This is a genomic window from Kosakonia pseudosacchari (assembly GCF_900184035.1).
Classification (GTDB): domain Bacteria; phylum Pseudomonadota; class Gammaproteobacteria; order Enterobacterales; family Enterobacteriaceae; genus Kosakonia; species Kosakonia pseudosacchari.
In genome coordinates, this window is sequence record NZ_FXWP01000022.1 from 25,789 (window position 1) to 42,258 (window position 16,470).

Annotated in this window: 11 protein-coding genes; 9 read left to right on the top strand and 2 right to left on the bottom strand. The window is 55.7% G+C overall.

The annotated features are described in order from the left end of the window. Positions 1-67: 67 nt before the first annotated feature. Entirely contained in the window at positions 68-304 is a 237-nt protein-coding gene (locus tag BN2591_RS17220; protein ID WP_086873144.1) for a hypothetical protein, read from the bottom strand. Positions 305-377: 73 nt separating this feature from the next. On the opposite strand from BN2591_RS17220, the gene BN2591_RS17225 reads away from it, so the two are divergent. The 4 genes from BN2591_RS17225 to BN2591_RS17240 all read left to right on the top strand — a co-directional run bounded on the left by BN2591_RS17225 (position 378) and on the right by BN2591_RS17240 (position 5,662). Further along, positions 378-1,733 carry an MFS transporter gene (locus tag BN2591_RS17225; RefSeq protein ID WP_086873145.1) on the top strand — a complete coding sequence of 452 codons (1,356 nt, stop codon included), beginning with the start codon at positions 378-380 and terminating at the stop codon, positions 1,731-1,733. Continuing rightward, complete coding sequence (locus BN2591_RS17230; RefSeq protein WP_086873146.1) at positions 1,733-3,073, top strand: enolase C-terminal domain-like protein; 1,341 nt, start codon at positions 1,733-1,735, stop codon at positions 3,071-3,073. Before BN2591_RS17225 ends, BN2591_RS17230 begins: the two co-directional genes overlap by 1 nt. Positions 3,074-3,094: 21 nt before the next feature. Continuing rightward, the gene (gene gudD, locus BN2591_RS17235) at positions 3,095-4,435 is read left to right on the top strand and encodes a glucarate dehydratase (RefSeq protein ID WP_086873147.1); all 1,341 of its coding nucleotides are present in this window, start codon (positions 3,095-3,097) and stop codon (positions 4,433-4,435) included. Between the two features lie 87 nt (positions 4,436-4,522). Then, on the top strand, positions 4,523-5,662 hold the full coding sequence (locus BN2591_RS17240; protein WP_086873148.1) for a glycerate kinase: 1,140 nt from the start codon (positions 4,523-4,525) through the stop codon (positions 5,660-5,662). A gap of 159 nt (positions 5,663-5,821) precedes the next feature. On the opposite strand, the gene barA is transcribed toward BN2591_RS17240, so the two are convergent. Then, entirely contained in the window at positions 5,822-8,590 is a 2,769-nt protein-coding gene (gene barA / locus BN2591_RS17245; protein ID WP_086873149.1) for a two-component sensor histidine kinase BarA, read from the bottom strand. 57 nt (positions 8,591-8,647) lie between these two features. Between barA and rlmD the strand changes: the two genes are divergently transcribed. From rlmD to eno, 5 genes are all read left to right on the top strand, one after another. Further along, positions 8,648-9,949 (top strand): 23S rRNA (uracil(1939)-C(5))-methyltransferase RlmD, encoded by a 1,302-nt coding sequence (gene rlmD / locus BN2591_RS17250; protein WP_086873150.1) that lies wholly within the window; start codon positions 8,648-8,650, stop codon positions 9,947-9,949. A gap of 52 nt (positions 9,950-10,001) precedes the next feature. Next, the gene (gene relA / locus BN2591_RS17255; RefSeq protein ID WP_017458746.1) at positions 10,002-12,239 is read left to right on the top strand and encodes a GTP diphosphokinase; all 2,238 of its coding nucleotides are present in this window, start codon (positions 10,002-10,004) and stop codon (positions 12,237-12,239) included. Positions 12,240-12,303: 64 nt separating this feature from the next. Beyond that, complete coding sequence (mazG, locus tag BN2591_RS17260) at positions 12,304-13,095, top strand: nucleoside triphosphate pyrophosphohydrolase (protein ID WP_086873151.1); 792 nt, start codon at positions 12,304-12,306, stop codon at positions 13,093-13,095. A gap of 352 nt (positions 13,096-13,447) precedes the next feature. Next, positions 13,448-15,085, top strand: a complete 1,638-nt coding sequence (gene pyrG / locus BN2591_RS17265) for a glutamine hydrolyzing CTP synthase (protein ID WP_017458748.1) — start codon at positions 13,448-13,450, stop codon at positions 15,083-15,085. Positions 15,086-15,166: 81 nt separating this feature from the next. Beyond that, on the top strand, positions 15,167-16,465 hold the full coding sequence (gene eno / locus BN2591_RS17270) for a phosphopyruvate hydratase (protein WP_086873152.1): 1,299 nt from the start codon (positions 15,167-15,169) through the stop codon (positions 16,463-16,465). The last annotated feature ends 5 nt before the right edge of the window (positions 16,466-16,470 follow it).

The window sequence follows — 16,470 nt, forward strand, 5'->3', positions numbered from 1 at the left end:
TATTCCTCTCCGTAAGCGGGGAGGAATACCCTCTTTTTGCCGCGTCAAGCGACGCATTTCACACTCTTTAACGCTGCCTCTCTTTTGACCGCCTTCGGTCATGCTCCATTTTCATTTCCGTGAAGTACTCCCCATCCGCCTGGGCTAATGCCTTAAAGGGAATAGCCGCGCCCGGCGAATGTTGTGTTGTTGCACGGTGAGAGTTGAAAAGGGGCTCCATATACTTTTTCTCGCCAGTTAAAAAAACGCGGCCCGCCGGGTGTGGCAAACCCGGCAGGTGCAGCAAAAAACACAACGACATCATCCTGTCTTCCCCTACAGGTTGCGCCGTACAGGATGAATGGACAAAAGAACATTTATGCTTCGGGAGTACAACCATGAGTACATTTAGCCAGGCGGCGAGCGGCGCTGAAAAGCGTACCAACGCCCGCTACTGGATAGTGGTGATGCTGTTTATCGTCACATCCTTCAACTATGGCGATCGCGCCACGTTGTCGATTGCCGGTTCGGAGATGTCCAAAGCGATTGGCCTGGATCCGGTCGGTATGGGTTATGTTTTCTCCGCGTTTTCCTGGGCTTATGTGATTGGCCAGATACCGGGCGGCTGGTTGCTGGATCGCTTCGGATCAAAACGCGTCTATTTCTGGTCGATCTTCACCTGGTCGCTGTTTACCTTGCTGCAGGGCTTCGTCGACATCTTTAGCGGCTTTGGCATCATCGTCGCGCTCTTCACCCTGCGCTTTATGGTCGGTCTGGCCGAATCCCCTTCTTTCCCTGGTAACAGCCGTATTGTCGCGGCATGGTTCCCGGCGCAGGAGAGGGGCACAGCGGTGGCGATTTTTAACTCCGCGCAATACTTCGCGACGGTGATCTTCGCGCCGATCATGGGCTGGCTGACCCACGAGGTGGGCTGGTCGCACGTCTTCTTCTTTATGGGCGGTCTGGGCATCTTTATCAGCTTCCTGTGGCTGAAAATGATCCACGAGCCGAACCAGCATCCTGGCGTGAACAAAAAAGAGCTGGAATACATTGCTGAAGGTGGCGCGCTGATCAACATGGATCAGGCGAAAAGCGCGCACCATGTTCCGTTCTCAGAAAAATGGGGGCAGATCAAGCAACTGCTGGGTTCCCGCATGATGATCGGCGTCTATCTGGGCCAGTACTGTATTAACGCCCTGACCTATTTCTTTATCACCTGGTTCCCGGTTTACCTGGTGCAGGCGCGCGGCATGTCGATTTTGAAGGCAGGCTTTGTTGCGTCAATCCCGGCGATCTGCGGCTTTGTCGGTGGCGTGCTGGGCGGGATCATTTCCGACTGGTTAATGCGTCGCTACGGCTCGCTGAACGTGGCGCGTAAAACGCCAATCGTATTGGGGATGCTGCTCTCCATGAGCATGGTGTTCTGCAACTATACCGACTCCGAAACGCTGATTATCGCTTTCATGGCGCTGGCGTTCTTCGGTAAAGGTATTGGTGCGCTGGGCTGGGCGGTGATGGCAGATACCGCGCCGAAAGAGATCAGCGGCCTGAGCGGCGGTCTGTTCAACATGTTCGGTAATATCTCCGGCATCGTGACGCCGATTGCCATTGGCTACATCGTCGGCACGACCGGCTCGTTTAGCGGCGCGTTGATTTATGTCGGTATCCATGCGCTGGTGGCGGTTCTGAGCTACCTGGTTCTGGTGGGCGATATCAATCGTATCGTGCTGAAACCTGTGACAGGACGTGAATGATGAACACACAAGCAAGCCCGATTATCACAGAGATGAAAGTCATTCCCGTGGCCGGGCATGACAGCATGCTAATGAACATCGGCGGTGCGCATAACGCTTACTTCACCCGCAACATCGTGGTGCTCACCGACAACGCCGGTAACACTGGCGTCGGTGAAGCGCCGGGCGGCGAGGTGATCTACAACACGCTGGTCGACGCCACGCCGATGGTGGTGGGGCAGGAAGTCGCGCGGTTGAATAAAGTGGTGCAGCGGGTACACAAAGGCAACCAGGCGGCGGATTTCGACACCTTCGGTAAAGGCGCCTGGACGTTTGAGCTGCGCGTGAACGCGGTGGCGGCGCTGGAAGCCGCTCTGCTGGATCTGTTAGGCAAAGCGCTGAACGTCCCGGTGTGCGAGCTGCTTGGCCCCGGTAAACAGCGTGATGCGGTGACGGTGCTGGGGTATCTGTTTTATGTCGGCGATCGCACCAAAACCGATCTGCCTTATCTGGAGGCGACACCGGGTAACCACGAGTGGTATCGCCTGCGTCATCAGGAAGCGATGAACAGCGATGCGGTAGTGCGCCTGGCGGAAGCGTCGCAGGATCGCTACGGTTTTAAAGATTTCAAACTCAAGGGCGGCGTACTGCCGGGTGAACACGAGATCGACACCGTGCGGGCGCTGAAAAAACGTTTCCCGGACGCGCGTATCACTGTCGATCCCAATGGGGCCTGGCTGCTCGACGAAGCCATCAGCCTGTGCAAAGGCCTCAACGACGTGCTGACCTACGCGGAAGATCCGTGTGGCGCAGAGCAGGGCTTCTCCGGGCGTGAAGTGATGGCGGAGTTCCGTCGCGCCACCGGCTTGCCGGTCGCCACCAATATGATTGCCACCAACTGGCGTGAAATGGGGCACGCGGTGATGTTAAACGCGGTGGATATCCCGCTGGCCGATCCGCACTTCTGGACGCTTTCCGGCGCGGTACGCGTGGCGCAACTGTGCGACGACTGGGGCTTAACTTGGGGTTGTCACTCCAACAATCATTTCGACATTTCACTGGCGATGTTCACCCACGTTGGCGCGGCAGCACCGGGAACGCCGACCGCCATCGACACGCACTGGATCTGGCAGGAGGGTGACGCGCGCCTGACCAAACAGCCGCTGGAGATCCGCCAGGGAAAAATCGCCGTACCCGATGCGCCAGGCCTTGGCGTGGAGATCGACTGGAGTCAAATCGAAAAAGCGCACGCGGCATACAAGAAGCTGCCCGGCGGCGCGCGCAATGACGCAGGCCCGATGCAGTACCTCATCCCTGGCTGGACGTTTGACAAGAAACGCCCCGTTTTTGGACGTCATTGATAGACCAAAAGGATTAAAAAAATGAGCACATACAGTTCGACACCCGTTGTCTCCTCCATGCAGGTCATCCCGGTTGCGGGCCACGACAGCATGCTGATGAACCTGAGCGGCGCGCACGCCCCGTTCTTCACCCGCAATATCGTGGTGATTAAAGACAATGCTGGTCACACCGGTGTCGGGGAAATCCCCGGCGGCGAGAAAATCCGTAAAACACTGGAAGACGCCATTCCGCTGGTGGTGGGTAAAACGTTGGGTGAGTACAAAAACGTCCTCAACACCGTGCGCAATACCTTTGCCGATCGCGACGCCGGTGGCCGTGGTCTGCAAACTTTCGATCTGCGTACTACGATCCACGTGGTGACCGGTATTGAAGCGGCGATGCTGGATCTGCTCGGCCAGCACCTCGGCGTCAACGTCGCTTCCCTGCTTGGCGAAGGCCAACAGCGCAGCGAAGTGGAGATGCTCGGTTACCTGTTCTTCGTGGGTGACAGCAAAAAAACACCGCTGCCGTATCAGAGCCAGCCGGATGACACGTGCGACTGGTATCGCGTGCGCCACGAAGAGGCGATGACGCCGGATCGTGTGGTGCGCCTGGCGGAAGCGGCCTATGAGAAATACGGTTTTAACGATTTCAAACTGAAAGGCGGCGTGCTGGCGGGAATGGAAGAAGCCGAAGCAATTTCTGCGCTGGCAAAACGCTTCCCGCAGGCCCGCGTCACGCTCGATCCGAACGGTGCCTGGTCGCTGGATGAAGCGATCAACATCGGTAAGCACCTGAAAGGCGTACTGGCCTATGCAGAAGATCCGTGCGGCGCGGAACAGGGCTTCTCCGGTCGTGAAGTGATGGCGGAGTTCCGCCGTGCGACCGGCCTGCCGACGGCGACCAATATGATCGCCACCGACTGGCGTCAAATGGGTCACACGTTGTCACTGCAATCGGTGGATATCCCGCTGGCGGACCCGCACTTCTGGACCATGCAGGGATCGGTACGCGTAGCGCAAATGTGTCACGAGTTCGGTCTGACCTGGGGCTCGCACTCGAATAACCACTTTGATATTTCGCTGGCGATGTTTACCCATGTTGCCGCTGCGGCACCGGGCAATATCACCGCTATTGATACACACTGGATCTGGCAGGAGGGCAACCAGCGCCTGACTAAACAGCCGTTCGAGATTAAAGGCGGGATGGTGCAGGTACCGAACAAACCGGGTCTTGGCGTGGAGCTGGATATGGACCAGGTGATGAAAGCCAACGAGCTGTATCAAAAACACGGCCTCGGTGCGCGTGACGATGCAATGGGAATGCAATACCTGATCCCGGGCTGGAAATTTGATAACAAGCGTCCGTGCATGGTGCGTTGATGAAATTGCCAGTCCTTGCGGGGGCTGGCATTTCCTCATCTTTCCTGGGTGTATGCTTAAAGCGGTGAATATGCGTAAGGATGGCTTATGAAAATTGTGATCGCACCAGACTCTTACAAAGAAAGTTTAAGTGCCCTGGATGTGGCGACCGCGATTGAGAGCGGTTTTCGTGAAATTTTCCCCACGGCGGAATACGTCAAAATACCGGTGGCGGATGGTGGCGAAGGGACGGTTGAAGCCATGGTCGCCGCCACCGACGGGCGTATCGTTAAGGTCGCGGTAAAAGGCCCGCTCGGCGAGCAGGCGGAAGGGTTCTACGGGCTTTCTGGCGACGAGCAATCCGCTTTTATCGAAATGGCCGCCGCCAGCGGGCTGGAAATGGTGCCGTCGGCCAAACGCGATCCGCTCATCACCACGTCGTGGGGCACCGGCGAGTTGATTCGCCATGCGCTGGACGCGGGTGTAAAACATATCATCATTGGCATCGGCGGCAGCGCGACCAATGACGGTGGCGCTGGCATGGTGCAGGCATTGGGTGCAAAGCTACTGGATGAGAAAGGCCAGCAGATTGCGCTGGGTGGTGCGGCGCTGGAAACGCTGGCGCGTATTGATATCGCGCAACTGGATAAACGCCTTGCCGGGTGCCGTATCGAAGTGGCCTGCGACGTGACCAATCCCCTCACCGGAAAAGAGGGCGCTTCGGCGGTGTTTGGCCCGCAGAAAGGGGCGACGCCGGAGATGATCGAAAGGCTCGATAAAGCGCTTGGACATTATGCGCGGATCATTGCCCGCGATCTGGATTTGGACGTGCTACACCTGGCAGGCGGCGGTGCGGCAGGCGGGATGGGTGCCGCGCTGTATGCGTTTTGCGGCGCTGAGTTGCGCCAGGGTATAGAGATTGTCACCGATGCGCTGGCGCTGGATGAGTACGTGATTGGCGCTGACCTGGTGATCACTGGCGAAGGGCGTATCGATAGCCAGACGGTGCATGGCAAAGTGCCTGTGGGCGTAGCGAAAGTCGCGAAGCGACATAATATTCCGGTAATCGGCATTGCCGGCAGTCTGACCGCCGATGTTGGTGTGGTGCACCATCACGGTATCGATGCGGTATTCAGTGTGATCTACAAGGTCTGTTCGCTGGAGGACGCGCTGGAAAATGCCGGCGAAAATGTTCGCATGACCGCGCGCAACGTGGCGGCAGTGCTGAAAGCAGGGCAAAAGCTGTAACCGCAAACCGCCCGGTAGCTGCACGCTTACCGGGCTTATATCTGCGCATTCTCACTCGCCGGGTGCTGATACGCTGAGTGGAGAATCAACGGGTTGGCTATCAACTCGCGGATAAACAACGTGTCTGACCTCAACGCCCGCCAGCGGTTATGCGCCTTGCTATCCCAGCAATTTATGTGCTTCGCGCGTGACGTTATCCATCTCATCAAGCAGTTCCAGGAACTCCGGCTCCAGCTCTTCGGGCGCCACGCCACTGCGTAACTGCTGCTCAATCAACTGGCAGAGATTTTTCAGCCGCGAAACACCGCTGTAACCGCAACTGCCGTGTAACTTATGGATCCCTTCAGAAAGCCCTTGCGGCGCTTCGCCAACCAGCTGTTCTTCTACCATATTGCGGATCTCCGGCAGGAACTCGACCAGCATATGCAGCATCTCACGCGCCAGATCTGTTTTCCCGGCCGCCTGGCGCAGTGCCAGTTGCCAGTCGAGCGTCGTATCGGCGTCAACGACGATGTCCGCAGGTGGTACTGCCTGTTCCGGCGGCACCAGCCAACTGCCCATATCCGGGCCGGGCTTATAACGACGCAGCAGGCTGCGCAGCTTATCCTCTTCAATGGGCTTCGCCAGATAATCGTTCATCCCGGCGCTGAGCAGTTTCTCTTTTTGCCCGGCCATGGCATGGGCAGTCACGGCGATAACCGGCGTTTGCTGCTGGTGCGGCAACTGGCGAATCAGCTCGCAGGCGCGGATGCCATCCATATCCGGCATCTGAATATCCATCAGGATCAGATCGAACTGGAGCTGTCGGGCGCGCTCGATGGCCTGTATCCCGCTTTCGCAAAGCTCGACATGCTGCACCTGATCTTCCAGCAATGCGCCGATGAGCTTCAGGTTGGCCGGGTTATCGTCCACGGCCATTACCGTCATCGGCAGTTTTGTTTCATCTGGCGGCTGAGCCTGCGTGAGCCGAGTCGCACGGCAATATTCTGTGAGCGCGGGCAGCAGGCGGGTAGTGGTCAGCGGTTTCAGCAGGCAGGCCGCCGCGCCGTCTTGTTTCAGCTCCTCGGCGTTCACCTGGGCATGGCAAGGCAGCGCTAACAGCAGGTAGTCGGTCATGGCGGCGGCCCGAGCAAGGCGGTCATGTTGCATGTTAAGCGGCTCACGTACCGTCACCGGAATGGCCATCAGCAGAATGTCGTAATGCGCCTGCGGCAGCGCCGAGAACGACGGGCTGTAAATCACCTCCAGCGGCGTTTCATGCAACACGTCCAGCGTACTTTGCGCGGCTGTCGCATTGGGCTCGACATAGGCAAGGCGTTTGCCAGCAAGGCAGCCTGTGGCAGGCGCTTCGCTGATGGCGTTTGGATTGAGATCGAGATTAATGTGGAACCAGAAAGTGGAGCCGCGATTCGGCTGGCTATGGAAGGAGATATCGCCGCCCATTTCATTGACCAGCTTTTGGGTTATCACCAGCCCCAGCCCGGTGCCGCCGTGGCGGCGAGAGATGCTGGCATCGGCCTGACGAAACGCCTGGAACAGCCGCGACTGATCGCGCTCGGGGATGCCAATGCCGGTATCGCGGATCTGCATCTCCACCTGCACTTTGTTGTTACTGATGGCGCGCTTCTCAACCACAATGTCGATATTGCCATGCTCGGTGAACTTGATGGCGTTACCGACAAGATTGGTGATCACCTGTTGCAGACGCAGCGGGTCGCCAATCACGTTATCCGGCACATCGTTTTTGATATTCAGCGTCAGTTCCAGCCCTTTGTCGTGCGCCGAGTGCGCCAGCAGTATCACCACCTCATCGAGCGTATTGCGCAGCGGGAACGGGATGCTTTCCAGAATTAACTTGCCCGCTTCGAGCTTGGAGAAATCGAGCACGTCGTTAATGATTGCCAGCAGGTTGTTCGCCGAACGTTCAATTGTCAGCAGGTGATCGCGCTGCGTGGGGTTGAGCTCAGATTTCAGTGTCAGGCGGGTAAAGCCAATCACGCCATTCAGCGGTGTACGCAGCTCATGGGACATATTGGCGAGAAACTCAGATTTGATGCGCGCCGCTTCCTGGGCGCGCTTTTTCGCCAGATCCAGTTCGACGTTCTGGATCTCCATCTGCTCCAGTGTTTCGCGCAGATCGGAAGTGGACTGGTCAATGTTGTGCTGCATCTCTTCGTGGTAGGCCGCCAGCGACATCGCCATTGAATTGATACCGTTTTTCAACATATCCAGCTCGCCAAGCATAAAGCCTTCGACGCGGCTGTCGAGTTGCCCGCGACGAATGCGGTCTACGGTGTTGACCATATTACGAATCGGGCTGGTTACATCGCGCATTAAGCGCCAGCCGAAAATCAGCGCAATGCCAATACAGAACAAAATCATCAGGCTGGAGATAAAAATCTCTTTGTACTGCTGTAAACGTACCGATTTGAGATCCAGCTCCAGCGCCACATAACCGAGCATATTGCCGGTGATTTTATCCGCCGGTAGTGCCGTGTTGGTTTGCGTATAGCCCTCGGAGAGGATAGGCGTGCGCAGGATCATTACATCGCCGCGCCGGGAGACGCTGAGTCTGCGCGGAAAAGGTTGCCCTTCCGCCAGCCGGAGATTATCGCCATCAAGCTGGAAATTAGAGGAAACGAATACGTTATTCTGCCCATCGTAAACGGAAATTGCCCGCACAATATCGGAATGGCGGCGATGCAAAACGCTCACCAGTTGGCCAATCGCATCTTTGTCCTGCAACGTCATGCTGTATTCGCTGGAGACCGCCAGCGGCTCAATAATGCTGGTGCCTGCGTCTTCCAGTTGACGCTGCAAATCGTTATAGCGGTGAACAACAAAGAAGATGCTGAGCAACACACCGATAAGCACGGTGGGCGCCAGGATCAGAATCATCATGCGTGCGCGCAAGCTGTAGTTGGTCATGGAGTTCCGTTATGGGAGAATTAGGCCATTAATCTGTAAATGAGATAAATCCCGGCAATGGCGCAATTCTACTCTGCAAAACGACGTGTGACGACTAGTCAAAAAGTAACCGTAACCGTAACTGATCTTGATCCTTTTGGGCAGGGGGTTGCGCGCCATAACGGGAAAGCGCTGTTCATTCCGGGGCTTTTACCCGGCGAAACGGCGGACGTGGTGCTTAAAGAGGATAAGCGGCAGTTTTCACGCGGTGAGGTGAAACGCCGCCTGAATGATAGCGATGAGCGCGTTACGCCGCGCTGCCCGCATTTTGGCGTTTGCGGTGGTTGTCAGCAGCAGCATGCCAGTATTGCCCTGCAACAGCGCAGCAAAAGCGCGGCGCTGGCACGTTTGATGAAACAGGGCGTTGATGAAGTGATTGCAGGCGAACCCTGGGGATATCGCCGCCGCGCGCGGCTTAGCCTGAGCTGGCAGCCCAAAAGCCAAAGTCTGGAGATGGGGTTTCGTAAAGCGGGCGGTAACGACATTATTAATGTCACCCGCTGCCCGGTGTTGGTGCCCCGTCTTGAAGCATTACTGGCGCCGCTGCGTGAATGTCTGAGCGGGTTGCAGGCCGTGCGTCAACTTGGTCATGTCGAGCTGGTAGAGGCCGATAATGGCCCATTAATGGTTTTACGTCACACCGCTGCATTAAGTGCAACAGACAGAGAAAAACTGGAACAGTTTTCGCATTCTCAGGAACTCTCTCTGTATCTCGCGCCACAAAGCGAGATACTAGAACAGGTTAGCGGGGAGTCTCCCTGCTACAGCTCTGACGGGCTACGCTTAACGTTCAGCCCGCGGGATTTTATTCAGGTTAACGATGGGGTTAACCAGCAGATGGTGGCGCGAGCACTGGAATGGCTCGATGTGCAGCCCGGCGACCGGGTGCTGGATCTGTTCTGCGGCATGGGCAATTTCACGCTGCCGCTGGCGAAACGCGCGGCCAGCGTGGTCGGTGTGGAGGGCGTCGCCGATCTGGTGGCGAAAGCGCAGGATAACGCGCAACAGAATGGCTTGCAGAATGTGACATTCTTTCATGAAAATCTGGAGGAAGATGTCACGAAACAGCCCTGGGCAAGCCGTGGTTTTGACAAAGTTTTACTCGATCCGGCACGCGCAGGCGCTGCCGGAGTGATGAAACATATTCTAAAATTGTCGCCGGGCAGAGTGGTGTACGTTTCCTGTAACCCCGCCACCCTTGCCCGCGACAGTGAAGCGCTATTGGATGCGGGTTACCAGATTCAGCGGCTGGCGATGCTGGACATGTTCCCGCACACTGGCCACCTGGAATCGATGGTGTTGTTTGTGAATCACAAATGATTAATTTCGGCTTGTCGAGTTCGACAGGCCCGGTCCCTGAAAGGAGAGGACAATGGTTGCGGTACGAAGTGCACATTTGAACAAAGCGGGTGAATTCGATCCGGCCAAATGGATCGCGAGTCTGGGGATCACCAGTCAGCCGTCGTGTGAACGCTTAACCGAAACCTGGGCATATTGTCTGCGACAAACACAGGGACATCCGAACGCGGAATTACTGCTGTGGCGCGGTGTGGAGATGGTGGAGATCCTCTCCATGCTCAGCATGGATACCGACACGCTGCGCGCGGCTTTGCTGTTCCCGCTGGCCGATGCGGAAGTGGTCAGTGAAGAGGTGCTGCGCGAAAGCGTCGGCACATCGGTAGTCAACCTGATTCATGGCGTACGCGATATGGCGGCTATCCGCCAGTTGAAAGCCACGCATACCGATTCCGTCTCCTCCGAACAAGTCGATAACGTTCGTCGTATGCTGCTGGCGATGGTGGATGATTTCCGTTGCGTGGTTATCAAGCTGGCGGAACGTATCGCCCATCTGCGCGAAGTGAAAGATGCGCCGGAAGATGAACGCGTACTGGCGGCGAAAGAGTGTACGAATATCTACGCGCCGCTGGCGAACCGGTTGGGCATCGGGCAGCTCAAATGGGAGCTGGAGGATTACTGCTTCCGTTATCTGCATCCGGCGGAGTACAAACGCATCGCCAAACTGCTGCACGAACGCCGTATCGATCGTGAACACTACATTGACGAATTTGTTGGGCATTTGCGTGCCGAAATGAAGACCGAAGGCGTCAAAGCGGAAGTGTATGGCCGCCCGAAACACATCTACAGCATCTGGCGCAAAATGCAGAAAAAACATCTCGCCTTTGATGAGCTGTTTGATGTGCGCGCCGTGCGTATCGTCGCTGAGCGCCTGCAGGACTGCTACGCTGCGCTGGGGATTGTGCATACCCATTACCGCCATCTGCCAGACGAGTTCGACGATTACGTTGCCAATCCAAAGCCGAATGGTTACCAGTCTATCCACACAGTTGTGCTTGGTCCTGGTGGGAAGACCGTAGAAATCCAGATTCGTACCCGCCAGATGCATGAAGATGCGGAGCTTGGCGTCGCTGCGCACTGGAAGTACAAAGAAGGCACCGCTACCGTTGGCGGCCCGCGTTCGGCGCACGAAGACCGCATTGCATGGCTGCGTAAACTGATCGCCTGGCAGGAAGAGATGGCCGATTCCGGCGAGATGCTCGACGAAGTTCGCAGCCAGGTGTTCGACGACCGCGTTTATGTCTTTACCCCGAAAGGCGATGTGGTGGACTTGCCTGCTGGCTCGACGCCGCTGGACTTTGCTTACCATATTCACAGCGATGTCGGGCACCGTTGCATCGGCGCGAAGATCGGCGGGCGCATCGTGCCGTTCACTTATCAATTGCAAATGGGCGATCAGATCGAAATTATCACCCAGAAGCAACCGAACCCAAGCCGCGACTGGCTGAACCCGAACCTGGGCTATGTGACCACCAGTCGTGGGCGCTCGAAGATCCATGCCTGGTTCCGCAAACAGGATCGCGACAAAAACATTCTTGCGGGGCGTCAAATCCTCGACGATGAGCTGGCGCATCTTGGCATTAGCCTGAAAGAGGCGGAAAAATTCCTGCTGCCGCGCTACAACTTTAACGAGCTGGACGAGTTGCTGGCGGCGATTGGCGGTGGGGATATCCGTCTTAATCAGATGGTGAATTTCCTGCAGTCGCAGTTCAATAAACCGAGCGCCGAGGAGCAGGATGCCGCCGCGCTGAAGCAACTGCAACAGAAAACGTACACGCCGCAAAGCCGCAGCAAAGACAATGGCCGCGTCGTTGTCGAAGGCGTAGGTAATCTGATGCATCATATCGCGCGTTGCTGTCAGCCGATCCCGGGGGATGAGATCGTCGGGTTTATCACCCAAGGCCGCGGGATCTCTATTCACCGCGCCGACTGCGATCAGTTGGAAGAGCTGCGTAACGTAGCGCCGGAACGTATCGTCGACGCCGTCTGGGGCGAAAGCTACTCGGCGGGTTACTCGCTGGTGGTGCGCGTCACGGCGAACGACCGCAGCGGTCTGCTGCGCGACATCACCACGATCCTCGCCAATGAGAAGGTGAACGTGCTCGGCGTCGCCAGCCGCAGCGACACTAAAGAACAGCTGGCCACCATCGATATGAACATCGAAATCTACAACCTGCAAGTGCTGGGCCGCGTGCTTGGCAAACTCAACCAGGTGCCGGATGTCATCGACGCTCGCCGCCTGCACGGTGGCTGATTCTCTCTTCATCCGAGCCTCGCCTTGATGGGCGAGGCTCAACACTCATTATCAGGGATTTCTCATGACTCAAATCGATCGTCTGCTCGGGATTATGCAACGCCTGCGCGACCCGGAAAACGGCTGCCCGTGGGACAAAGAGCAGACTTACGCCACCATTGCGCCTTACACGCTGGAAGAGACGTACGAAGTGCTGGACGCGATTTCGCGCGAAGATTTTGACGACTTACGCGGCGAGCTGGGCGATTTGCTGTTCCAGGTCGTTTTTTATGCGCAGATGGCGCAGGAAGAAGGGCGTTTCGATTTTAATGATATTTGCGCCGCCATCTGCGACAAACTGGAGCGCCGCCATCCGCACATTTTCGGTGACGCGCATGCGGGCAACAGCACGGAAGTGCTGGCGCGTTGGGAGCAAATTAAAAGCGAAGAGCGCGCGGAAAAATCTCAGCACTCCGCGCTGGACGATATTCCCCATAGCCTGCCTGCGCTGATGCGTGCGCACAAAATCCAGAAACGCTGCTCGACCGTCGGCTTTGACTGGACGTCGCTTGGTCCGGTACTCGACAAAGTGTATGAAGAGATCGACGAAGTCATGGACGAAGCCAAACAAGCGGTGGTAGACGAAGCGAAACTGGAAGAGGAAGTCGGCGATTTGCTGTTCGCGACTGTTAACCTTTCGCGTCATCTTGGCGTCAAAGCGGAGGTGGCGTTGCAAAAAGCCAACCTGAAATTTGAGCGGCGTTTTCGCGAAGTTGAGCGTATTGTGCGCGAACGTGGTCTGGAAATGACCGGTGTAGATCTGGAAACAATGGAAAATGTCTGGCAGCAGGTAAAACGCCAGGAACATGATCTTTAAAGCATTTGTTCAAGTAAGCGCGATTTGTGTGATTTTTTAAATAACAAGCGCTTGATTTGCGTCAAAAACATTTACCCAAAAGTGGCTATTTTCACACTCCTTAAGTTTGTAGAAATGCCTTGAGAATCGCCTCTTCGAGTAATTCGGGTCGCAGCAAGGCGGCAACCGAGCGAATCTTCAGCCGCAGCGAAATGCGCTGCGTCTGGGGTGAGCGAAAGAAGCCAATGCAGATGCGGCCTGAAGAACAGAGGAGAGGGGCAATGAAAGTTTGTGGCGTAGACCATCATCGGGTATACTGCTTTCCCGTCCTGGTTATTCCATCGTCTTTTAAACCTAACTTCTCAGGTTCAGCATGACAACGAACTATATTTTTGTGACCGGCGGGGTCGTATCCTCTCTGGGTAAAGGCATTGCCGCAGCCTCCCTGGCAGCTATTCTTGAAGCCCGTGGCCTCAACGTCACCATGATGAAATTGGATCCGTACATCAACGTCGATCCAGGGACGATGAGTCCAATCCAGCATGGTGAAGTGTTCGTTACCGAAGACGGCGCTGAAACCGATCTGGATTTGGGTCACTACGAGCGTTTTATCCGCACCAAAATGACCCGTCGCAACAACTTCACCACTGGTCGTATCTATTCCGAGGTTTTGCGCAAAGAGCGTCGTGGCGACTATCTGGGTGCAACCGTACAGGTTATTCCGCACATCACCAACGCGATTAAAGAACGCATTATTGCCGGTGGCGAAGGCCATGACGTTGCGCTGGTCGAAATCGGCGGTACGGTGGGTGACATCGAATCCCTGCCGTTCCTTGAAGCTATCCGTCAGATGGCGGTAGAAGTGGGCCGTGAGCGCACGCTCTACATGCACCTGACGCTGGTGCCTTATATGGCAGCTTCCGGTGAAGTGAAAACCAAACCGACGCAGCACTCTGTTAAAGAGCTGCTCTCTATCGGTATTCAGCCTGATATCCTGATTTGCCGTTCCGATCGCGCGGTTCCTGCTAATGAGCGTGCAAAAATTGCTTTGTTCTGTAACGTTCCAGAAAAAGCTGTGATTTCTCTGAAAGACGTCGATTCCATTTATAAAATCCCGGGCCTGTTGAAATCTCAGGGGCTGGACGATTATATTTGTAAACGATTCAGCTTGAACTGTCCGGAAGCAAACCTGGCCGAATGGGAACAGGTGATTTACGAAGAAGCGAATCCGTCAGGCGAAGTCACCATTGGTATGGTCGGTAAGTACATTGAACTTCCGGACGCATACAAATCGGTTATTGAAGCACTGAAACACGGTGGTCTGAAAAACCGCGTCACCGTCAACATCAAGCTGATTGACTCGCAGGATGTTGAAACGCGCGGTGTAGAGATCCTCAAAGGTCTCGATGCCATTCTGATCCCTGGCGGCTTCGGCTACCGCGGTGTGGAAGGCAAGATCGCCACCGCGCGCTATGCGCGTGAAAACAATATTCCTTACCTGGGTATTTGCCTGGGTATGCAGGTTGCGTTGATTGAGTTCGCACGTAACGTAGTCGGGATGGAGAACGCCAACTCCACGGAATTTGTGCCAGACTGTAAATACCCGGTTGTGGCGCTTATTACCGAATGGCGTGACGAAGACGGCAACGTTGAGCAACGTTCGGAGAAGAGCGATCTCGGTGGCACCATGCGCCTCGGCGCACAGCAGTGCCAGCTTGGTGATGACAGCCTGGTTCGCCAGCTGTATGGTGCGCCAACCATTATTGAACGCCATCGCCATCGTTACGAAGTCAACAATATGCTGTTGAAACAAATCGAAGCTGCGGGTCTGCGTGTTGCGGGCCGTTCCGGGGATGATCAGTTGGTCGAGATCATCGAAGTGCCGAATCATCCGTGGTTCGTCGCTTGTCAGTTCCACCCGGAATTTACTTCTACGCCGCGTGATGGACATCCGCTGTTTGCCGGTTTTGTGAAAGCCGCCAGCGAGTATCAGAAGCGCCAGGCGAAGTAAAAAAGTTACAACAGCAACGCGTACCATCGGTACGCGTTGTTTGTCTGGAGTTTTAGTTTAACTTGTACTGAGGAAAACCTAATGTCCAAAATCGTTAAAGTCATCGGTCGTGAAATCATCGACTCCCGTGGTAACCCGACTGTTGAAGCCGAAGTACACCTGGAAGGTGGTTTCGTAGGTCTGGCTGCTGCGCCGTCAGGTGCTTCCACTGGTTCCCGCGAAGCGCTGGAACTGCGCGATGGCGACAAATCCCGCTTCATGGGTAAAGGCGTACTGAAAGCGGTTGGCGCGGTTAACGGCCCGATCGCTCAGGCAATCCTGGGTAAAGACGCGAAAGACCAGGCTGGCATCGACAAAATCATGATCGATCTGGATGGTACCGAAAACAAATCCAACTTCGGTGCAAACGCAATCCTGGCCGTGTCTCTGGCTGTTGCTAAAGCTGCTGCTGCCTCTAAAGGCCTGCCGCTGTACGCACACATCGCTGAACTGAACGGCACCCCGGGTAAATACTCCATGCCGGTTCCGATGATGAACATCATCAACGGTGGTGAGCACGCTGATAACAACGTCGACATTCAGGAATTCATGATTCAGCCGGTTGGCGCGAAGAGCCTGAAAGAAGCGGTACGTATGGGTTCAGAAGTGTTCCACAACCTGGCGAAAGTTCTGAAATCCAAAGGCATGAACACGGCTGTGGGTGACGAAGGTGGTTACGCGCCGAACCTGGGTTCCAACGCAGAAGCACTGGCTGTTATCGCTGAAGCGGTTAAAGCTGCGGGCTACGAGCTGGGCAAAGACATCACTCTGGCGATGGACTGCGCAGCATCTGAGTTCTACAAAGACGGTAAATACGTTCTGGCTGGCGAAGGCAACAAAGCGTTCACCTCTGAAGAGTTCACTCACTTCCTGGAAGATCTGACCAAACAGTACCCGATCGTTTCCATCGAAGATGGTCTGGACGAATCTGACTGGACTGGCTTTGCTTACCAGACCAAAGTGCTGGGCGACAAAATCCAGCTGGTGGGCGACGACCTGTTCGTAACCAACACCAAAATCCTGAAAGAAGGCATCGAAAAAGGCATCGTTAACTCCATCCTGATCAAATTCAACCAGATCGGTTCTCTGACCGAAACCCTGGCTGCGATCAAAATGGCGAAAGACGCTGGCTACACCGCTGTCATCTCTCACCGTTCTGGTGAAACTGAAGACGCTACCATCGCTGACCTGGCTGTTGGTACTGCTGCAGGCCAGATCAAAACTGGTTCTATGAGCCGTTCTGACCGCGTTGCTAAATACAACCAGCTGATTCGTATCGAAGAAGCGCTGGGTGAACAAGCACCGTACCACGGTCGTAAAGAGATCAAAGGCCAGGCGTAATCGCT